At 68.3% G+C, this 20,286-nt stretch carries 15 protein-coding genes; 9 read left to right on the forward strand and 6 right to left on the reverse strand.

Annotated elements, in window-relative coordinates:
- Positions 1 to 3 precede the first annotated feature (3 nt).
- From AC23D6_RS18575 to AC23D6_RS18595, 5 genes are all read left to right on the forward strand, one after another.
- Complete coding sequence (locus AC23D6_RS18575) at positions 4 to 1,788, forward strand: autotransporter assembly complex protein TamA (RefSeq protein WP_487750677.1); 1,785 nt, start codon at positions 4 to 6, stop codon at positions 1,786 to 1,788.
- An 83-nt stretch (positions 1,789 to 1,871) separates the two neighbouring features.
- Entirely contained in the window at positions 1,872 to 5,618 is a 3,747-nt protein-coding gene (locus AC23D6_RS18580) for a translocation/assembly module TamB domain-containing protein (protein WP_487752682.1), read from the forward strand.
- A 31-nt stretch (positions 5,619 to 5,649) separates the two neighbouring features.
- Entirely contained in the window at positions 5,650 to 6,720 is a 1,071-nt protein-coding gene (locus tag AC23D6_RS18585) for a winged helix DNA-binding domain-containing protein (RefSeq protein ID WP_487750678.1), read from the forward strand.
- 82 nt (positions 6,721 to 6,802) lie between these two features.
- Positions 6,803 to 8,944 (forward strand): S46 family peptidase, encoded by a 2,142-nt coding sequence (locus AC23D6_RS18590; protein ID WP_487750679.1) that lies wholly within the window; start codon positions 6,803 to 6,805, stop codon positions 8,942 to 8,944.
- Entirely contained in the window at positions 8,941 to 9,108 is a 168-nt protein-coding gene (locus tag AC23D6_RS18595; protein ID WP_487750680.1) for an oxidoreductase-like domain-containing protein, read from the forward strand. The genes AC23D6_RS18590 and AC23D6_RS18595 overlap by 4 nt, the downstream gene beginning before the upstream one ends.
- 139 nt (positions 9,109 to 9,247) lie before the next feature.
- On the opposite strand, the gene mnmG is transcribed toward AC23D6_RS18595, so the two are convergent.
- A complete protein-coding gene (mnmG, locus tag AC23D6_RS18600) occupies positions 9,248 to 11,137 on the reverse strand; it encodes a tRNA uridine-5-carboxymethylaminomethyl(34) synthesis enzyme MnmG (RefSeq protein WP_487750681.1) in 1,890 nt (629 codons plus the stop codon).
- Between the two features lie 441 nt (positions 11,138 to 11,578).
- On the reverse strand, positions 11,579 to 12,181 hold the full coding sequence (locus AC23D6_RS18605) for a hypothetical protein (RefSeq protein ID WP_487750682.1): 603 nt from the start codon (positions 12,179 to 12,181) through the stop codon (positions 11,579 to 11,581).
- Between the two features lie 157 nt (positions 12,182 to 12,338).
- On the opposite strand from AC23D6_RS18605, the gene AC23D6_RS18610 reads away from it, so the two are divergent.
- Genes AC23D6_RS18610 through AC23D6_RS18620 form a run of 3 tightly spaced genes read left to right on the forward strand, consistent with a single transcriptional unit; the run spans position 12,339 to position 14,405 of the window.
- Entirely contained in the window at positions 12,339 to 13,301 is a 963-nt protein-coding gene (locus AC23D6_RS18610; RefSeq protein ID WP_487750683.1) for a pyridoxal-phosphate dependent enzyme, read from the forward strand.
- Positions 13,298 to 13,906, forward strand: coding sequence for a YdcF family protein (locus tag AC23D6_RS18615; protein ID WP_487750684.1), 609 nt, complete (start codon positions 13,298 to 13,300; stop codon positions 13,904 to 13,906). Before AC23D6_RS18610 ends, AC23D6_RS18615 begins: the two co-directional genes overlap by 4 nt.
- A gap of 49 nt (positions 13,907 to 13,955) precedes the next feature.
- Positions 13,956 to 14,405 (forward strand): ketosteroid isomerase-related protein, encoded by a 450-nt coding sequence (locus AC23D6_RS18620; protein WP_487750685.1) that lies wholly within the window; start codon positions 13,956 to 13,958, stop codon positions 14,403 to 14,405.
- On the opposite strand, the gene bioC is transcribed toward AC23D6_RS18620, so the two are convergent.
- From bioC to bioB, 4 genes are all read right to left on the reverse strand, one after another.
- On the reverse strand, positions 14,406 to 15,305 hold the full coding sequence (bioC, locus tag AC23D6_RS18625) for a malonyl-ACP O-methyltransferase BioC (protein WP_487750686.1): 900 nt from the start codon (positions 15,303 to 15,305) through the stop codon (positions 14,406 to 14,408).
- On the reverse strand, positions 15,302 to 16,072 hold the full coding sequence (bioH, locus tag AC23D6_RS18630) for a pimeloyl-ACP methyl ester esterase BioH (protein ID WP_487750687.1): 771 nt from the start codon (positions 16,070 to 16,072) through the stop codon (positions 15,302 to 15,304). The genes bioC and bioH overlap by 4 nt, the downstream gene beginning before the upstream one ends.
- A gap of 59 nt (positions 16,073 to 16,131) precedes the next feature.
- A complete protein-coding gene (bioF, locus tag AC23D6_RS18635; RefSeq protein ID WP_487750688.1) occupies positions 16,132 to 17,331 on the reverse strand; it encodes an 8-amino-7-oxononanoate synthase in 1,200 nt (399 codons plus the stop codon).
- A gap of 125 nt (positions 17,332 to 17,456) precedes the next feature.
- A complete protein-coding gene (bioB, locus tag AC23D6_RS18640; protein ID WP_487750689.1) occupies positions 17,457 to 18,533 on the reverse strand; it encodes a biotin synthase BioB in 1,077 nt (358 codons plus the stop codon).
- Between the two features lie 750 nt (positions 18,534 to 19,283).
- Between bioB and AC23D6_RS18645 the strand changes: the two genes are divergently transcribed.
- Positions 19,284 to 19,955: a hypothetical protein gene (locus AC23D6_RS18645; protein ID WP_487750690.1), complete on the forward strand. Its 672-nt coding sequence runs from the start codon at positions 19,284 to 19,286 to the stop codon at positions 19,953 to 19,955.
- Positions 19,956 to 20,286: the final 331 nt, after the last annotated feature.

The following is a 20,286-nucleotide window of genomic DNA, read 5'->3' on the forward strand; positions in this document are numbered from 1 at the left end:
CGCATGCGTCGATTCCCCCGCCTCGCCACCGTCGTCGTCCTGTTCGCTGCCACGGCCAACGCTTGGGCCGCGGCCACGGTCGACAAGGTGCAGATCGAGGGACTCGACAACGAGTTGATGATCGAGAACGTCAACGCGGCGCTCTCGCTCAACGACTCGCTCGGCAAGCGGCTGGGCGAATCGCGGCTGGAATACCTGCTGGGCGAAGCCGTCGCCGAAACGCGCGAGGCGCTCGAACCCTTCGGCTATTACTCGCCCGAGATCACCCTCGATGCACCGCGCACCGAAGGAGCCGACGACGAACGGCTGACGGTGACGGTGCGCGTATCGCTGGGCGAGCCGGTGCGCGTCCGGCGGCGCGACTTGTCGATCGAAGGCGAAGGCGGCAACGACCGCTACCTGAAGGAAGATCTGGACGCCTTCGCGCCCAACGTCGGCGACGTGTTCGACCACACCACCTACGAGGCAAGCAAGCTGGCGATCGTGCGGCGCCTGGCCGACCGCGGCTACTTCGACGCCGACTTCACCCATCGCCGCGTGGAAGTCACCCGCGCCGACCATGCGGCCGACATCGCGCTGGGCTGGGTCAGCGGCATCCGTTACGACATGGGCCCGACCACCTTCCACCAGGACAAGTTCGACCCCGGCCTGCTGGACAAGCTGGTGTACTGGGAAGAAGGCAGCTATTTCCACCAGGGCAAGCTCGATCGCCTGCGCGAGTCGCTGGTGGGGTTGGACTACTTCGGCAGCATCGACATCCAGGCCAATCCCGACAAGGCTGAGGACGGCCGCGTACCGATCGACGTCAAGCTGGAACTGGCCAAGCGCGACATCTACACGGCCGGCGTCAGCTACGGCAGCGAAAGCGGGCCCGGTATCCGCCTGGGCCTGGATCGGCGCTACGTCAATTCGCGCGGACACAAGCTGTCCACGCACCTGGACTACGCGCAGAAGCGCAAGACGCTGCTGACGCAGTACCGCATTCCCGCCTTCAAGTGGCTGGACGGCTGGTACACCGTCGGCGTGCAGGCCAGCGACGAACAGACCGACTACATCGACCTGCGTCATGTCGAATTCACCGGCAGTCGCAGCGGGCAGGTGAGCGAAGACTGGACCGCGGTGGCCTCGCTGCATGCGCTGCGCGAGCGCTGGCGCTATGTCGAGGACGACCCGTTGACCGGCCTGCCCGACGCCACCGTGCAGTACGCCACGTTTACCTACCCGTCGCTGCGCGCGGACTACACCAACTCGCCGGTCGGTTCGAACCGGCCCGATCAGCTTGCCGGGTCCATCCTGCTGCGCGGTGGCGTGGAGGGTGTGGGCTCGGACGCCAACTTCCTGCAGTTCCACATGCGTGCGCGCTGGTCGCAGCAGTACAAGACCAACAGCGCGCTGATCGTGCGCGGCGAATACGGCCACACGTTCACCAGCTCGCTGGTGGCGATGCCGCCATCGCTGCGCTTCTTCGCCGGCGGCGACCGCAGCATCCGCGGCTACGCCTGGCGCGAGGTCGGCCCGCGCCGCGGCGATTACGCGCTGGGCGCGAAGAACGTGCTCACCGGCAGCGTGGAGTACGAGTTCTACCCCAAGGGCGGCCCGTACGGCGGCGCGGTGTTCGTCGACACCGGTAGCGCCTTTGACGGTACCCGACCGCAACTAAGCACGGGCATCGGCGTCGGCCTGCGTTGGCGCTCGCCGGTGGGCCCGGTGCGGCTCGACATCGCGCACGGCCTGGATGATCCGGATTCCAGTTTCCAGCTCTACCTCAACATCGGGACCGACCTGTGAGGAAGCCACGCGTCCCCGACAACCTCACGCCGGAAGAGCGCGAAGCCCGCATCGCCGAGCTGCGCGCGCGCCGTCGCGCGCGCATGCGGACGCTGGCGATCCGCAGTGCGATCGGTACCGGCGTGCTCGTGGTGTTGCTGTGCATCGGCCTGTACTGGTTGCTGCAGACGGTGGCCGGCCGCGACATCCTGCTCGCGCAGATCCAGGCACGCCTGCCGGCCGATGCGTCGCTGACCTACAAGGAAGTGGACGGCCCCATCGCCGGTCCGCTGACGCTGCGTGGCGTGGATTTCCGCTGGGACACGATCCGCTTCACCGCCGACGAGGTGTACCTGGAGCCGGACCTGCGTCCGTTGCTGGGCAAGCGCCTGCGCCTGGATGCACTGCGCGTACGCGGCGCGATGCTCGATGTGCCCGAGAGCGAGGAGCCGTTCGAACTGCCGCATTGGCCCGATGTGCTGCCGCAGATCGAGATGCCGCTCGCGATCCAGGCTGACCGGCTGGAGATCGACCGCTTCCTGATCCGGCAGAGCGGCCAGCCCGTCATCGACATCGCCCGCGCCACCGGCGGCCTCGATATCGGTAATGGCTACGTGCACGCGGAGACGCTGGCCATCGCCAGCGATCGCGGCGCCTTCGGTGTGCACGGCACCTATGCGCCACGCGACAACTACGAGACCGACCTGACCGCGACGGGGGTGTTCCCGGCGGCGCTGGGCCGCACGCCGGCCCGCATCGGCTTGGTGGCGCGCGGCAACCGGGCACGCATGAACGTCGGCTTGGCCGGTGCCGCGCCCGCGCCACTGCGCGCAACGCTAACTTTGCGTGGCGAAACCAAGCCGACCTGGAACTTCACCGCCAAGACCGAAGCGCTGGACTTGTCGTTGCTCGGCGTGATGGACGACAGCATGCCGTTCGCGTTCGACCTGCGCGCCAAGGGCGCCGGTGGCGCCGCGGACCTGCAGGGCACGGTGCAGCAGGGCGACATCGCGGTGGTGATCGAGCCCTCGCACGCGCGCATCGACGGCGAGGTGTTGACCGTCGAACCGCTCGCCATCCGCGCGTTCGATGGCTACGCGGCGTTGCGTGGACGCGCGGATTTCACCGTGCCGGAGAACCCCGAGTTCCGTTTCGCGGTGAATGCGCGCGGCCTGCGCTGGGGCACGGAAGCGGACAGCATGATCGGTGCCGAAGGCGACTTCGGCCTGGCCGGCAAGCTCGACGCCTGGGCGGCGATCGGCAAGGCCACGCTGACGCGCGGTGACGACAGTGCACTGTTGGAATTCGACGGACGCGGCAACGCCGAGCGCGTGCAGCTGCAGACGCTGCGGGCCACCATGCCGACCGGCACGCTGGATGCGACCGGCACCGTCGGCTGGGCTCCCGCGCTGGACTGGGACGTGAAGGCCACACTCGCCGGCTTCGATCCGGGGTACTTCGCTGCGGGATGGAACGGCAACATCTCCGGACAACTTGCCTCCAAGGGCAGGCAGCGCGAGGACGGCCAGTTCCAGGGCACGCTGGACGTGCCCAAGCTCGGCGGTCGCCTGCGCGATCGCGCGCTCGATGCACGCGGGAGGTTCGCCCTCGACGGCAACGCGGGCCAGGGCGAACTGGACCTGTCGCTCGGCGGCAGTCGCGTTGCGGCGAAGGGCAAGGTGGCCGATACGCTGGATGTCGACGCCGCGTTCCGTCCGCTCAACCTGGCCGACCTGGTCCCCGATGCCAGCGGCACGCTGGCCGGCACGGTGAGGCTTACCGGCGCACGCACGGCGCCGAACATCGACGCCGACCTGGGCGGCGAGAACCTGCGCTGGAACGACTGGAGCGCCGGTCGCGTCAGCCTGCGCGGCCGCCTGCCGTGGCGCAACGGCGCAGGCGAGCTCGCACTGCAGGGCAGCGCCATCGATGTCGGCACCGTGCTGGACAGCGTGCAGCTCAACGCGCGCGGCGCGGTGGAAGACTTGCGCTTCGATGGCGACGCGCGCAATGCGATGGGCGCCGCGGCACTGGCCGGCAGCGCGCAGAAGCGCGGCGCCCACTGGCAGGGCACGCTGGAGGCGCTGCGCATCGCGCCCTCGAAAGGCTATCCGTGGACGCTGCGGCAGCCGGCGCGCTTCGCCCAGAACGGTACGACCTGGACCTTGTCCGAAAGCTGCCTGGGCTCGGACATCGGCGGTGCGTTGTGCGCGACCGCCAACTGGCCACGGCAGGGCCTGAGGGTGCGCGGCGAAGCGCTCTCGCTCGCCCTCGTGCAGCCCTGGCTGCCGCCGAACAACGGCCGCCCGCTGACCGTGCGCGGCGAATTCACCCTCGACGCGTCGCTGCGTCCGGCCGGCAACGCGTGGGAAGGCGAAGTGCACCTGGCCTCGCTCGACGGCGGCCTGAAGATGGGCACCACCGCGCGCGGCGAGATCATCCGGTACGACAACTTCACCTTCGATGCCGAGTTCACGCCGCAACGCATCCAGGGCCGCCTGGGCACGGGCTTCAAGGGCGACGGCTACGTCGACGCGACGTTCAACACCGGCTGGGATGCGTTCGCACCACTGAAGGGCGATCTGTACTTCCACAACTCGCGCCTGTTCTGGATGGAGCTGTTCTCGCCGGACCTGGTGCGTCCGCGCGGCAAGCTGGCGGGCCATATCGGCGTGGCGGGTACGCGCGGCCAACCGTTGCTGAGCGGCGAAGCCACGCTGACCGAATTCACCGGCGAATTGCCCGCATTGGGCGTCTCCCTGACCGAAGGCAGCGCGGACCTGGTCGCCCTGTCCGACGGCAGCGCGCGCATCGATGGCAGCATGAAGACCGTGTCGTCCACCGGCGGCACCGGGACCGGCGGCGTGCTCAACGTGTCCGGCACGCTGGGCTGGAACAACGACACCACACCGCTGCAGTTCCAGGTGCGCGGCAACAACGTGCTGGTCGCCGATACCACCGACCTGCGCGCGGTGGCGTCGCCGAATCTGCAGGTGGGATTCGCCGACAACACGATCCAGGTGCGCGGCGACGTCGGTGTCCCGTCGGCGACCATCGACGTGGAGAAGCTCGACGACGGCGTGTCCGCCTCGGAAGACGTCGTGGTGCTGGACCCGGCCGATCCCGAGCGTGCGCCGAGTTCGCGACTCGACCTGGACCTGGCGTTGAAGGTGGGCGACGAGGTCAACCTGAAGGGCTATGGCCTGGAAGGCACGCTGGCCGGCACGCTGCATGTTCGCTCGCAGCCGGGCCGCGAAATGCTGGCGACCGGTCGGCTCGACGTCGACGGCCGTTACGAAGCCTACGGGCAGAAGCTGCGCATCACCCGCGGCGAACTGACTTGGAGCAACAACGCCGTCTCCGACCCGCGCATCAACATCCGCGCCGAGCGCGAAGTCGTCAGCGCCAGCGTCACCGCCGGCATCGACGTGACCGGCCGCGCCAGCCAGCCGCGCGCACGCGTCTGGTCCAACCCGGCAATGTCCGAATCCGAAGCGCTCGCCTACCTGGTGCTGGGCCGCTCGCTCAATACCGCCAGCAGCGACGAAAGCCAGCGCATCAATGCGGCCTCGTCCGCCCTGGGCGCCGGCGCCGGCCTGCTGGCCTCGCAGCTCGGCGCGCAGATCGGCCTGGACGATGCCGGTGTACTGGAATCGCGCACGCTCGGCGGTTCGGTGTTCGGCGTGGGCAAATACCTCTCGCCGAAGCTCTACGTCAGCTACGGCGTGTCGATGATCGGCTCCGGCTCAGCGGTGACGCTGAAGTACCTGCTGCGCAAGGGCTTCGACGTGGAAATCGAGTCCAGCACCATCGAGACCCGCGGTTCGATCAACTGGCGCAAGGAAAAATGAGGCCGCGCCTCCCTCGCGGCGGCCCCGCCCGATGACGCCCGCCCTGCTCCGGCATCGCCTGCTGCGGCAGGGCATCGCCGCACCGGTTGCCGGCAGCGTCGCGGACACGGTCCGCCATCTGGCGGCGCTGCAGGCGCAGGATTACGCCGCTTCGTTGTTCGCGATCGGGCTGCGTACCGCCGGCGCCACGCTGGCCACGGTGGAGACCACGATCGCCAATGGCGAGATCGTCCGCACGTGGCCGATGCGCGGCACGCTGCACTGGATGGCGCGTGAGGACGTGCGCTGGATGGTGGCGCTGATGGCGCCGCGCGTGCAGGCTGCCAATGCGGCGCGCATCGCCCGCGACCATGGGCTGGACGCGGACACCTTGGCGCGCTGCCGTCGCGCGATCGAAGCAGCGCTTTCGCACGGCCGTCCCGTCATGCGCGGCGACCTGTACGCCAGGCTGGACGCGATCGGCGTGGACAGCGGCGGCCAGCGCGGCCTGCAGGTGCTGGGATGGATGGCCCACGAGGGTCTGATCTGCCAGGGCCCGCGCGAAGGCAGGCAACCGACGTTCGTCTGGCTCGACGCGTGGGTCCCTGTGTCCGCCGCGCTCAGCCGTGATGAGGCCCTGCACCGCCTCGCCCTGCGCTACCTGCAGGGGCACGCACCGGCGACCGCCGCGGACCTGGCCTGGTGGTCCGGCCTGACCCAGAGGGACGCGAAACAGGCGCTCGAAAGCGCATCGTCGTCATTGCGGCGCGAGACGCACGACGGCGATGTGCTGTGGCATGCGGCCGGACTGCCGGCGGCACGTGCTGCCCGCTGCGTCCATCTGCTGCCCGCGTTCGACGAATACCTCATCGGCTACCGTGACCGCAGCCCGGTGGTATCGGACGATCAGCTGCGCCGGGTGATCGGGCTCAACGGTCTGGTGAGCCCCACCGTCATCGTGGACGGGCGCGTGGTGGGCACGTGGAAGCGCGATGCCGATGCGCGTGGGCATGTTCGCATCGCGCTGTTCAAACCTCTGGCGGAGAAGGAACAGCTCGGCATCGGCAAGGCCGCGACGCGCCTTTCGCGCTTTCTGGGCGCGCCCGCGCCGGTGGTGCCCTGAGCAGCGCCGTTCCTTAGTCCGGCATTTGCCGCATGCGGTGCGGCCGGCTATCGTCGTCCGTCCTGTCATTGCGATACCTTCGATGCGCCGCCGACTCTCCGCCTCCACGCTCGCCCTGGGCGTCGCCCTCGCCCTCCCCGCCTACGCCGACGAAGGCATGTGGATGCCCTCGCAACTGCCGCAGCTGGCCAAGCCGCTGCGTGACGCCGGCTTCAAGGGCGACCCGAAGATGCTGGCCGATGTCACCGCCGCGCCGTTGAGCGCGGTGGTGCGGGCCGGCGGCGGCACCGGCGCGTTCGTCTCGCCGGACGGCCTGATCCTGACCAATCACCACGTCGCCTACGGCGTGATCCAGTACAACAGCAAGACGGAGCGGAACCTGATCGACGATGGCTTCACCGCCGCCGACCGCAACGCCGAATTGCCCGCCAACCCGGACTTCCGCGTGCTGGTCACGGTCGGCTACGACAAGGTCACCGATCGCGTGTTGAAGGACGCCGCCGGCAAGACCGGGCGCGCCTACTTCGATGCGGTCGATCGCGCCAGCAAGGCCATCGTTGCCGAATGCGAGCAGGAGGCCGGCGTGCGCTGCAGCGTGGCGAACATGTACTACGGCACCGATTTCTACCGGATCCGCCAGCTGGAGCTGCGGGACATCCGCCTGGCGTACGCGCCGCCGCGCGCGATCGGCAACTACGGCGACGAGATCGACAACTTCATGTGGCCGCGGCACACCGGCGACTTCACCCTGCTGCGCGCGTACGTCGGCAAGGACGGCAAACCGGCGGCCTACAGCGCGGACAACGTGCCCTATCGCGCGCCCGCCCACCTGTCGCTGGCCAAGGACGGACCGAAGGCCGGCGACTACGCGATGCTGGCCGGGTATCCGGGCACGACCTACCGGCATCGCACCGCCGCCGAGTTCGACGAACAGGTCAACTGGACGCTGCCTGCGCGCGTGGCCGTGTTCGACCAGCTGATCGAGGTGATCGAGGCGGCCGGCAAACAGGACGCCGACGCGAAGACCCGCTACGCCGCGCAACTGCAGTCGCTGAAGAACAACCGCAAGCGCGCGGCCGGCGAGCTGGAAGGCCTGCGCCGCAGCGATGCCGTGCGCGTCCGCGCGGAAGACGAACGCGGCATGCTGGCCACCGCGGCGGCGACGAAGGAGCGGGCGGATATCGACGCACTCGCCGCGTCGATATCCGGTGGCTCGGCCGTGCGCGAGCGTGAGCTGCTGCTGTCCCTGTTCGGTTCCCAGTCCCAGCTGATGCGCAGCGCGATTACCCTGGAACGGCTGCGCGTGGAGTCGGCCAAGCCGGATGCCGAGCGCGAGACGGGCTACCAGGCGCGCGACCACGCCCTGATCGAAGGCGTCCTGAAACAGGTCCAGCGACGCTATTCGCCCGATGTGGAAAAGGCCCTGCTGACGGTCCTGCTGGCGCGCTACCAGCAATTGCCGGATGCGCAGCGCCTGCCGGGCTTCGACGCCGCGTTCGGGCGTACGCCTACCGGGCTGAAGCAGGCACTGGACACGCTGTACGCGCGCACGAAACTAGGCGATGAAGCCGAGCGTCTGTCCCGGTTCGCCGCTGCCCGCGAAGGCAAGCCGGTGGCCGCCGATCCGTTGATCGACCTGGCCGCCACGCTGTTGCCGGTGCAGCTGGCGTTGGAGCAGGAGCGCAAGACGCGCGAAGGCGAACAGCTCCGCCTGCGCCCGGCGTACATGCGTGCGTTGTTCGCATGGCGCCAGCAACAGGGGCGCGCGCTGTATCCGGACGCCAACGGCACGCTGCGCGTCAGCTTCGGCAAGGTGGACGGCTTCTCGCCGCGCGACGGTGTGCACTACACGCCGGTGACGACAGTGGCCGGCATCGTCGAGAAGAACACCGGCGAGGTGCCCTTCGATGCGCCGACGCCGTTGCTGGAGGCGATCGCGGAGGGCGACTTCGCCGGCACCGAAGATCCCGTGCTGAAGACGCAGACCGTCAACTTCCTGACCAACCTGGACACCACCGGCGGCAACTCTGGCTCACCCGTACTCAACGCACGCGGCGAACTGATCGGCCTGAACTTCGACAGCAACTGGGAGTCTGTCAGCGCCAGCTGGATGTTCGACCCGCGCTACAAGCGCGCGGTGCACGTCGACATGCGCTATCTGCGCTGGCTGATGGGCAAGGTATATCCGGCGCCGCACCTGCTGGAGGAGATGGGGGCGCAGTGATCCCCGACGACGATCCGCGCCCGGTCGAACCCGAACCGCCGCTGCCCAGCGACTGCTGCAACAGCGGCTGCCCGATCTGCGTGCACGATCTGTATGCGGAGCAGCTGCAGCACTACCGCGAGCAGTTGGCGGCGTGGAAGGCGCGGCATTCCGACGCCGCTTAAGGGTGCTGTAGGAGCGACGTAAGTCGCGACCGCAGATGTCCTACGGGAGCGAACCGTCACAGCCGGTGGACGGGATGTCGCAGGTCGGAAGACGTGCGGTCGCGACTCACGTCGCTCCTACAGAGGCGGCAAAGGTGGCCTAAGCCACCCGACTACGCCGCGCGCGCTCCAGGTGCACCAGCAGCAGCGAGATGGCGGCGGGCGTAATGCCGGGGATGCGCTGCGCCTGGCCGATCGTTTCCGGCTGTACGCGCTCCAGCTTCTGCTGCACCTCAGCCGAGAGGCCGCGCACGCTGGCGAAATCGAAACCCGCCGGGATCGGCGTGGATTCGTTGCGCTGCTGACGCTCGATCTCGTCGCGCTGGCGGTCGAGGTAACCGGCGTACTTCACGCCGATCTCCACCTGTTCGGCCACCTGCGCGTCGTCCACGCCGGGACCGATCGACGGCACCGCCATCAGCTTGGCGTAATCCAGTTCGGGGCGCTTGATCAGGTCGAGCACGTTGGTCTCGCGGCTGACCTGGACGCCCAGCGTATCGGCGACGTCGCGCCCCATCGCATTGGCAGGCGTGGCCCACAGCGCGCGCAAGCGGCCGGTCTCGCGCGCGATGGCTTCGCGCTTGGCCTCGAAGCGCTGCCAGCGCGCGTCCTCCACCAGGCCCAGCGTGCGGCCGGTTTCGGTCAGGCGCAGGTCGGCGTTGTCCTCGCGCAGCTGCAGTCGGTATTCAGCGCGGCTGGTGAACATCCGGTACGGCTCTTTCGTGCCGTGCGTGATCAGGTCGTCGACCAGCACGCCGAGGTAGGCTTCGTCGCGGCGCGGCGACCAGGCCTCCTTCTGCTGGGCGAAACGCGCGGCGTTGAGGCCGGCGAGCAGGCCCTGGGCCGCGGCCTCTTCGTAGCCGGTGGTGCCGTTGATCTGGCCGGCGAAGAACAGGCCGGCGACCGCCTTGGTTTCCAGCGAGGCCTTCAGGCCGCGCGGATCGAAGAAGTCGTACTCGATGGCGTAGCCCGGGCGCGTGATGTGCGCGTGCTCCATGCCGCGGATGCTGCGCACCAGTGCCAGCTGCACGTCGAACGGCAGCGAGGTCGAAATGCCGTTGGGATAGATCTCGGTGACGTCGAGGCCTTCGGGCTCGACGAAGATCTGGTGACTGGCCTTCTCGGCGAAACGCACCACCTTGTCCTCGATGGACGGACAGTAGCGCGGCCCGATGCCTTCGATCTGGCCGGAGTACATCGGCGAACGGTGCAACGCGCCACGGATGATCTCGTGGGTCTGCTCACTGGTGTGCGTGATCCAGCACGACACCTGGCGCGGATGGTCGGCCACCTCGCCCATGAACGACATCACCGGCAGCGGATCATCGCCAGGCTGCTCCTCCATCACCGAGTAGTCGAGCGAGCGCCCGTCGATGCGTGGCGGCGTACCGGTCTTCAACCGATCGACGACGAAGGCACCTTCGCGCAGGCGCTGCGCCAATGCCGTGGCCGGCGGGTCGCCCGCGCGACCGGCGGCGTACTGCGTCTCGCCGACATGGATCTTGCCAGCCAGGAAGGTGCCGGCCGTCAGTACCACGGCTGGCGCCTGGAAACGCAGTCCCGTCTGGGTGATCGCGCCCTTCACGACGCCGCTCTCGATGATCAGGTCGTCGACGGCGGCCTGGAACAGGGTGAGGTTGGCCTGCGCTTCCACCGCGCGCCGGATCGCGCTGCGATAAAGCGCGCGATCGGCCTGGCAGCGCGTCGCACGCACGGCCGGGCCCTTCGAGGCGTTGAGCGTGCGCCACTGGATGCCTGCGCGGTCGGCCGCCCAGGCCATCACGCCACCGAGCGCGTCGATTTCCTTCACCAGGTGGCCCTTGCCGATACCGCCGATGGCCGGGTTGCAGCTCATCGCGCCCACCGTCTCCACGTTATGGGTCAGCAACAGCGTGCGCGCGCCGGTGCGGGCGGACGCCAGCGCGGCCTCGGTGCCGGCATGGCCGCCGCCGATGATGATTACGTCGTAGTGGTGGAAGCTGGGGCTCATGTGGATTCCAGTCCCGCGATGCTGCGGGTGGGGTTCAGGCAAACGGCGTCGGAGCTGCAGGCGAAGTTGGCACGCTTCCTGCTGTACTCCCATGCACCCGTCGTGGCAAGCGACCAGGGGCGCCAGGCTGGTAATGGAACAGGGGCCAGCGATGCGCACGGCGGGGATGCCGGGGGCCGGTAGTCGGGGGACTGCCGGCCCCTTTTTTATGCGCGCAGGATACCAGAGCAAGAAAAAAGCCCGGCCAAAGCCGGGCTTCTTGTTAGGCGCCGACGTCCGGCAGGGCCGGAACAGGGGGGATCCAGATTTCCCCACCGGACGTCGACATTGAACCTTTATTGCCGCTTACGTCAGAAAGCGACGCAACCGGTCAACCTGTGTTCGCAGCCTGCGACGGCCTGTGTGGGAAAGCAACGGAGAACCCGCCCGAAGGCGGCCTGATCAGCGCTCCTGCTGACGGATGGCGCCCTCGGAGCGTCTGGACGGCCTCGGGGCCGGCTCGGAACGCTCCACGCGGGACGGCGCGGCACGCTCCATGCGCTGCGACCGCTCGACCGCACGCGGCGCGGACGGGGGCGCGGCTACCCGGGGCACGCGATAGCCGCTGTCGCCGACCCGCGGCTGGCTGGGGGCCGGGGCCACCTGACCCGCGCGGTTCGGGACCAGCGGATGGGACCCGCTTTCGCGCCAGCGCCCGGTCGGATCGCGCCACGGCGGAGGACGGTCACCGCCTCCGGTGCTCGGCGGCTTCGGCGTGTGGTCGCCGGGGCGGGGCGGTCGCGGATGGTGCGGGTAATAGGGGTAGTACGGCCCGTAGTAGCCGTAGTACGGATAGCTCGAATAGCCGCCATAGCGGTAGGGACCGTAGTAGCCGTAACCGCTGTACACGCCGCCGTAATAGCCGCCATAGGGGTCGTAGTACTGCGTGCTGGGACGTCCGTGGTAGTAGCCGCCCGGCGCGGTATCGCCCACGTAGTCGTAGGTCGCGCAACCGCCCAATGCCAGACTGGCAACGGCGACTGCAGTCAAATAGATGCGCTTCATGGCGGAACCCCCATTACTCGGTCATCGCAGCATCGACCTGCCGCTTTGAATCCGTGCTTAACCCTGCCTGTCGTGACATTGGCGACTCAGCGCACGGAAAGCTTGCGCGACGCCGCGCAAAGGCTGCGCCAACGTGTCGATGCGTTAACCTTTGTCCATGCCGCTACCCCTGCCCACCTTTGGCGACATCCTCGCTGCCGCCGCCCGCATCGCCCCGCACGCCCACGCCACGCCGGTGCTGCGCTCCCATACCCTGGACGCCCTGGCCGGCTGTCGGCTGTATTTCAAGGCGGAGCCGCTGCAGCGCGGCGGCGCATTCAAGTTCCGCGGTGCCTGCAATGCGGTCTGGGCCCTCGACGACGTCGAGGCGGCGCAGGGGGTGGTGACCCATTCCTCCGGCAACCACGGCGCCGCGCTCGCACTGGCCGCCCGGACGCGCGGCATTCCCTGCCATGTGGTCGTGCCGGAAGGCGCCAACGCCGCGAAGCTGGCCAACATCAGCCGCTACGGCGCCCACCTCCACACCTGTGCCCCGACGATCGCCGCACGCGAGGCGACGGCCGACCGCCTTCAGGCCGAGACCGGTGCCGTCCTCATCCATCCCTACACCCACCCGCATGTGATCGCCGGCCAAGGGACGGCGGCGCTGGAACTGCTCAATGCCCACCGCCAGATCGATGCGGTCGTCGCCCCGGTGGGCGGGGGTGGGCTGCTGTCCGGCACCGCGATCGCCGCCGCCGCGACCGCACCGGGATGCCGCGTGTACGGTGCCGAGCCCGAGGGCGCCGCCGACACCGCAGCATCGCTGGCCGCCGGCAAGCGCGAGGTGGATTTCGTACCCCGCACGGTGTGCGACGGACTGCGCGGCACGCTCGGCGAACCGAACTTCGCGTTGCTGCAGGCGCATGGTGTCGACGTGCACACCGTGCCCGACGAAGACACGCTCGCCGCGATGCGCCTGATCTGGCAATGCCTGAAGCTGCTGGTCGAACCCTCCTCGGCCATCGCGCTGGCCGCGATCCTGCGTCACCGCGACGTCTTTGAAGATCGCGATGTGGGCGTGGTGCTGTCCGGGGGCAACGTCGACCTGGATGCCCTGCCTTGGGAGTTGGCCGCATGAGCGCACGGCGCAGACAGCCGCGGCGCGGCATGTTGGGTTGGACGTGGCGCCTGCTGGTGCTGGCGCTGTTGTGGTTGGTCGGCGTGGCCGCGTACATCATCTGGGTGGGGCAGCGCGACGATGCCGCACCGGCCGACGCGATCATCGTGCTGGGTGCGGCGGCGTACGACGCCAAGCCGTCGCCGGTGTTCGAGGAGCGCATCCGCCACGGCATCGATCTGTACAAGCGCGGCATCGCCCCGACGCTGATCTTCACCGGTGGGTATGGCGGCAAGGGCGCGCGCTTCTCGGAATCCCAGGTCGCGCGACGTTATGCGTTGCGCCAGGGCGTGCCGGACAAGGCGATCCTGATCGAGTCGCTCTCGCGCAACACGCACGAGAACCTGCGGCAGGCCTCCCAGGTGATGCAGCAACACAACCTGCACAAGGCCATCGTCGTCAGCGACCCGCTGCACATGGCGCGCGCGTTGCGCATCAGCAAGGATATCGGCATCCAGGCAGTGGGTTCGCCCACGCCCACCAGCCGATTCCGCACGTTCGCCACGCGCTGGCGTTTCCTGCTGCAGGAAGTCTACTTCTTCCACCGCGACCGCCTGCCGCGCTGAATGCGTGGCGTATGATGGCCGTGTTCGCTTTGCCCCTACGGAACCGCCCATGAAGATCGACGGCACGCGCAAGCAGGACCGCGCCACCGAGCTGGTGCTGACCTACTACGCCGCGTTCAACCGAGGGGACTGGGAAGGCATGCTGGCCATGCTCACCGACGACGTGGTGCACGACCTCAACCAGGGCGCGCGCGAGACCGGCAAGGAGGCGTTTGCGGCATTCCTCGGCCGCATGAATGCCAGTTACCGCGAACAGCTGCGCAACATCGTGGTGCTGGCCACGCAGGACGGCAACCGCGCCGCCGCCGAGTACGTCGTGCACGGCGAGTACCTGCACACCGACGAAGGCCTGCCGCCCGCGGACGGCCAGACCTACGTGTTGCCGGGCGGCGCGTTCTTCGATATCCGCGACGACCGCATCGCTCGCGTCACCAACTACTACAACCTGCAGGACTGGATCGCGCAGGTACGCCGCGACGGTCCGACCGCCGGCGCGTAGTCACTCCCCGCGGCGCCTGATCGGGATCTTCGATAGCGGCACCGCCGCGATGTCCTCGCCCTGTCCGCGGATCGGTGCGCCGGGCGGCGGCGCCCAGGCATGCGCATACAGCACTTCCCAAGTGCTCGGCAGCCTGCCGTCGTCGCGGCGCAGCGGCTCGTAGGCGGCCGCAGCCGCGGCGAAGCGCGACCGTCCGGTCAGCGTGTGCCGCCGGCGCTGCAGCGCATTCGTCGCCCCCATCGCGCGCAGCTCGCGCATGAGGCTGGGCAGGTCTTCGTAAGTCAGCGTGAACCTGTCGCGATCCAGCACCGGATCCCGGAAGCCGGCCATCACCAGCGCGTCGCCGAATTGGGCGATAGGTGGAAACGGACTCACGTGGGGTGCAGCGTCGCCGTGGGCAAAGGCGTCCCGCAATTCCTGCAGGGTTTCCGGGCCGAATGTGGAACACACGAGCAACCCGCCCGGCTTCATCACGCGACGGAAGTTGGCGAATGCGGCGGGCAGATCGTCAACCCACTGCAGGCTCAGGTTGGAGAACAGCACGTCGACGCTGCCTTCCGCGATCGGCAGCGCGCGCAGGTCGGCGCAGACCCGCGCGAACGGCTTCCACCAACCCGCCTGCTTCTTCGCCTCGCGCAACATGGGCAGGGCCAGGTCCAGCGCGATCACCCGCGCCTTGGGCCAGCGCTTGCGCATCGCGGCGGCCGCATGCGCCGGCCCGCAACCGACATCCAGCACCACGGCCGGTTCGGCACCGTCCGGACCGGTGCGCAACGCGAAATAGTCCAGCGACTCCATCAATCGCTTTTCGACTTCGTGCTGAAGCGCGGCGGCCGCGTCGTAACCGGCGGCCGATCGTGAGAAGGCGCGCCGGATGTGGCGTTGGTCGAAGGTGGTCACGCGGCGGCCTCCAGAGTGGGCAGGAAGGCTTCCAGCGCCTCGACGACAAGATCGGCGTGGCCGAGGAACGGCGCGTGGCCGCCGCCGGAGATTTCGACGTACTGCCCGCCGGGTGTCCGTCCCGACGCGGCACGCATGGCCTTTGCCGGGACGAGCAGATCGCGACGGCCCGCGATCCACACGCTGGGCACGCCGATCGCCGGCAGGCTCGGGCGCAGGTCGCTCTGCTCCAGCAGGCGCAGGCCTGCTTGCAGCGCCGATGGCGTGGGTTCGCCGCGCGCGTACAAGTCGCGCTTCAGGCTGCGCAGTTCGCTGCGGGCGTGTTCGGAGCCCATCGTGTCCAACGCCAGGAAACGTTCCAGCGTGCCGGCGTAATCGTCGCGGAGGTCGTCCCCGAACTGAGCGAACACGCGGGCGTCGACCGCATGCGGCCAGTCGTCGGCGCGCACGAAGCGCGGCGTGGCCGCGATCATTGCCAGGCCACGTACCTGTGGCGAACGCGCGGCGGCCTCCAGCGCGAACAGCCCGCCCAGCGACCAGGCCAGCCATGCGGCGGGCGGCGTACGTGCGAGCACCGCATCGACGGTCGCGTCGAGCGACAGCGCGATATCGCTGTCGCGGCTATGGCCATGCCCCGGCAGGTCGACCAGATGCAGGGTGTAACGGGAGGACAGGCGTTGCACCAGCGGCGCGAACACGCCGCCATGCAAGGCCCAGCCATGCAGCAACACCAAGGAGGGGCCGCTGCCGGTGGTTTCGATATGCATGCGCGCATTGTCGCCGATCACGCCCGGCGAGGCGCCTCCCCGCGCAGGAAAGGCGCGTGCTAGGCGACGGCGCCGTGCACGCGCTGCACGGCATCCCATGACCGCGCCAGCGTGGCGACCAGACCATCCACGTCCTGCGGCGAATGGAGCGCGGACAGGGTGACGCGCAGGCGCGCCTTGCCGTCCGGCACCGTCGGCGGACGAATCGCCGGCACCAGGTAACCGCCACTGTCCAGGGCCGCGGACAACGCCAGCGCATTGCCATCGCTGCCGCAGAGCACGGGCTGGATCGGCGATTCGGAGGCCATCAGTTGCAGGCCGGCGCGCTGTGCGCCGACACGGAAGCGGTCCACCAGCATCTGCAGTTTTTCGCGACGCCAGTGGTCCTTGCGTGCGTGCTTCACCGCTACCCGGGTGGCGGCCGCCAGCGCGGGCGGCATGGCGGTGGTGTAGATGTGCGGCCGTGCGGTTTCCGCCAGATGCTGGATGAGCGTTTCTTCACCCACGATCACCGCGCCGTAGCCGCCGAGCGCCTTGCCCAGGGTGACCAGCTGCAAGGGCACGTCGGCCACCCCCATGCGCGCCTCCGCCACGCTGCCACGACCCTCCGGCCCGCGCACACCCACGCCGTGGGCGTCGTCGACGAAGAAGAGCGCCTGCTGCATGCGTGCGACCAGGCTCAGCGCGCGCAGCGGCGCGGTGTCGCCGTCCATGCTGAAGACGCCGTCGGTCGCCAGCATCGCCGCGCCGTCGGGCTGTAGTTTGAGTTGGCGCAGCGCGCCTTCCGGATCGAGATGCGGATAGCGGCGCAGCTTCGCGCCGGCCAGTCGTGTCGCATCGAGCAGGCTGGCGTGGTTCAAGCGGTCCTGCACGCAGACGTCGCCGTCCTCGAGCAGGGCCTGCTGCACGGCAAGGTTGGCGAGAAAGCCGCTGCCGAACAGCAGCGCACGCGGATAGCCCAGCCAGTCGGCGATGTCGCGCTCCAGTCCTTCGTGCGCCGCATGGTGGCCGCTGACCAGATGCGAGGCACCGGCGCCCGCCCCGTCGCGGCCCGCCGCATCCTGCAGGGCGGTGGTGACTTCGAACTGCTGGGCCAAGCCCAGGTAATCATTGCTGCTGAACGCGGTCAGCCAGCGGCCGTCGACCTCCACCCGTACGCCGTCGCGGCGTTGGACGGTGCGGCGCACGCGCTGGCGCGACAGCGCGAGGCGCTGCTGGCGCTGGGCGAGGATGCGGTCGTGCAGGTCGAGACGGGTCATGGCATCGGCACCGGGAACGGGGAACGTCGTTAGGCGCCCCCGGGGCGAGGCGACGCCGACGCGCCGGGACGCGATGCCCGCGCCGGCGTGATGGCCTTCATCCTGTGCCCCCTGGTGCGCCCCGACTACGCCGCCTGGCCGCAGGACGGCGCAGGACGGGTGATGTCGGCATGCACCGTACCGCTGCCGGCGGCTTCCATTCTGTGATGGTCGTGCACGTTTTCCACCTGCACCGCCATCGGCCGCAGGCCCAGCCGGGCAAACAGGGCCTGGTCGCGCTCGGTGTCCGGGTTGCCGGTGGTCAGCAGCTTCTCGCCGTAGAAGATCGAATTGGCGCCGGCCATGAAGCACAGCGCCTGCAGTTCGTCGCTCATCGCTTCACGGCCGGCCGACAGCCGCACCATCGACGCCGGCATGACGATGCGCGCGACGGCGATCGTGCGGACGAACTCGAACGGGTCGAGCTCGGTGGTGCCATGCAACGGCGTGCCCGCCACCTGCACCAGCCGGTTGATCGGCACCGAGTCGGGGTGAGCCGGCAGGTTGGCCAGCGCTTCCAGCAATCCGGCGCGTTGTTCGCGCGACTCGCCCATGCCGACGATGCCACCGCAGCAGGTCTTCATGCCGGCATCGCGCACGTGCGCCAGCGTGTCCAGGCGGTCCTGGTAGTCGCGGGTGTGGATGATGTCGCCGTAGAACTCAGGCGCCGTATCCAGGTTGTGGTTGTAGTAGTCCAGGCCCGCGTCCTTCAGCGCGTGCGCCTGATCGCCGCTGAGCATGCCGAGGGTGGCGCAGGTCTCCAGGCCCATCGCTTTCACGCCGCGGATCATCTCGGCGACCTTCGGGATGTCGCGGTCCTTCGGCGAGCGCCACGCCGCGCCCATGCAAAAGCGCGACGCGCCCGCCGCCTTGGCCTGCGCCGCCTTCGCCAGCACCTGCTCGGTGTCCATCAGCTTTTGCGCGGCGACGCCGGTGTCGTAGCGCTGCGCCTGCGGGCAGTACGCGCAGTCCTCCGGACAGCCTCCGGTCTTCACCGACAGCAGCGTGGAGACCTGCACCTCCGCCGGGTCGAAGTGGGCGCGGTGCACGGTCGCCGCCCGATGCAGCAGCTCGGGGAACGGCAGGTCGAACAACGCCAGCAGCTCGTCGCGCCGCCAGTCGTGGCGCAGGGTCGGGAGGGGGCTGGAAATGTGCACAGACATCGCGGACTCGAGGGCTTACAGTCGCGGAAGTCTGGAAACCACGGATGAGGCTGTCAACCGCATGGATGTCGGTTCAGTTGACGGATGGCGCAAGGTGGCACGTTGGCTATTGCCTCCGCTGTAGGATCCGGCGAAAAGCGAGATCAGTTGGGGCAAAAGACGCGAACAATGGCCCCAAAAGGTGAGTTTTTTCTCCAAAGGCAATGGCGATAACGGCTGGCTTTAGCCGATTAACCTCTGCCAAGTTCGGCAATCCCGCCAGCTTCTAGCTGCTACTGCCCAGCGGATTCAGATCCAGTAAGCGCGTATCCGGCGCCTAAAGCGGCATAGCGCACCTGATGGCTCCCACCCTGTCAGCGCCGGCTTGCCTAGAGGCACGACCGCGCGCCAATGAAGGCTCGCGTCCAATTGGCCATCGGGTTGCCACCAGCCATCTTTCTGCCCCAGGAGCCCCCTCTTCCAAGCCATCACCCCGGGAGCACTACGAGCACATGGAACACCCGAGGACCAGAGCACTCGGAGCACCCCACACTGAAGTTAAGTACATGAAAAATAATAATATTTGCACATACTATTGTGCGGAATAGTGCAGATTGAGCGGGCCAAAATGGAACCATATGCCTCACACTAACGAGCTCCAATGTACCCATACGACTCGTCCAATCCCGTCAATTTCCTGCGCACTCAATCGTTGCAGCGTTCACATGGGATTGGGAGACTCTCCGCAGATCAACTAGTCGGCACGCCGCCATGGCCAACCAGAAACAGACCGCTACCAAGCGCTTGAAGATGTCGGAAAGAGCGCAGCAACAGCTTGACCTGCACTTCCCCGGTTTCCCTCCTCAGTGGCTGTGGCGCCGTAAGACGAACGACGGGTTTACCACCCTGCCGCGTACGCTGCCGCTGGTAATGCAGGCCGTCGATGCGCAGAGCAAAGGACAACCGGCCGGACATACGCTGTTCTGTCTCTGGGCTAGGTCGCCGGACCACCCGCTGGTGATGATCGAGAATCCGGCGACCTTCGCAAGTGAAGCCGGCTTTTACGGGGAGCGCGCTGTGGATACCTGGCGTCGCCGGATGAAACGGCTTCGCGAGCTCAACCTGATTCAGTCCAAGTCCGGTCCATCCGGGGACTTCCACTTCGTCCTGCTGCTGAATCCGAACGTTGCGATGGAGTGGATGCGTGGCAACGGCATGGTCCAGGACGGCCTGTATGGCCGCTTCCTGGATCGCCTCGTCGAAGTTGGTGGCTACGGCGAACTAGAAGCGATTCGAGCACACTGGAAAGAGGTGAATGCCGCACAGGTGGCGACGCAGATCGCGGAGCCTGCTCCCGCTGAGGCCAACACTTCCGATGTAGCGGCCATACCGCCCGCTGTGTCACGCGACCCTGTAGCAACTCCGAATGGTGCGGGGGCATGACATGGTTCGCCTACGCATCAGATCGAAGGCAGCCAGGGCTGCAGAGCACGGCCCTTACTGCGCCTTCAAGAGCGATCGTGATCGTCTCTGGGCACTGGTCTCGCGTGACATCCGGCTAGTCCTGATTGCCCTCGTGATCGGCGCACCCTGGATTCCGACGTCCTGGCTGCCATTCTGAGGGCCGGTCGGGGCATGCAAGCGCCCAACATGCCGACCAGAAGTCACGCTGTGTGGATTCCAGCATGCGGGATGCAAAGCATCCGACTTCGAGGTGTCGACGTGCTGCCTCCGCGCTTGATTCATCGCGGAGATTGGAGGTAAAGGATGGAGC

The sequence above is a fragment of the Pseudoxanthomonas sp. G3 genome, from assembly GCF_057654715.1.

Bases quoted from the DNA above. Each gene is read 5' to 3' on its own strand.
- AC23D6_RS18575 (WP_487750677.1), top strand. From the start codon at position 4: ATGCGTCGATTCCCCCGCCTCGCCACCGTCGTCGTCCTGTTCGCTGCC.
- AC23D6_RS18645 (WP_487750690.1), top strand. From the start codon at position 19,284: ATGGCCAACCAGAAACAGACCGCTACCAAGCGCTTGAAGATGTCGGAA.
- AC23D6_RS18610 (WP_487750683.1), top strand. From the start codon at position 12,339: ATGCCGCTACCCCTGCCCACCTTTGGCGACATCCTCGCTGCCGCCGCC.
- AC23D6_RS18605 (WP_487750682.1), bottom strand. From the start codon at position 12,181: ATGAAGCGCATCTATTTGACTGCAGTCGCCGTTGCCAGTCTGGCATTG.
- AC23D6_RS18620 (WP_487750685.1), top strand. From the start codon at position 13,956: ATGAAGATCGACGGCACGCGCAAGCAGGACCGCGCCACCGAGCTGGTG.
- bioF (WP_487750688.1), bottom strand. From the start codon at position 17,331: ATGACCCGTCTCGACCTGCACGACCGCATCCTCGCCCAGCGCCAGCAG.
- mnmG (WP_487750681.1), bottom strand. From the start codon at position 11,137: ATGAGCCCCAGCTTCCACCACTACGACGTAATCATCATCGGCGGCGGC.
- bioH (WP_487750687.1), bottom strand. From the start codon at position 16,072: ATGCATATCGAAACCACCGGCAGCGGCCCCTCCTTGGTGTTGCTGCAT.
- AC23D6_RS18585 (WP_487750678.1), top strand. From the start codon at position 5,650: ATGACGCCCGCCCTGCTCCGGCATCGCCTGCTGCGGCAGGGCATCGCC.
- AC23D6_RS18590 (WP_487750679.1), top strand. From the start codon at position 6,803: ATGCGCCGCCGACTCTCCGCCTCCACGCTCGCCCTGGGCGTCGCCCTC.
- AC23D6_RS18580 (WP_487752682.1), top strand. From the start codon at position 1,872: ATGCGGACGCTGGCGATCCGCAGTGCGATCGGTACCGGCGTGCTCGTG.
- AC23D6_RS18615 (WP_487750684.1), top strand. From the start codon at position 13,298: ATGAGCGCACGGCGCAGACAGCCGCGGCGCGGCATGTTGGGTTGGACG.
- bioB (WP_487750689.1), bottom strand. From the start codon at position 18,533: ATGTCTGTGCACATTTCCAGCCCCCTCCCGACCCTGCGCCACGACTGG.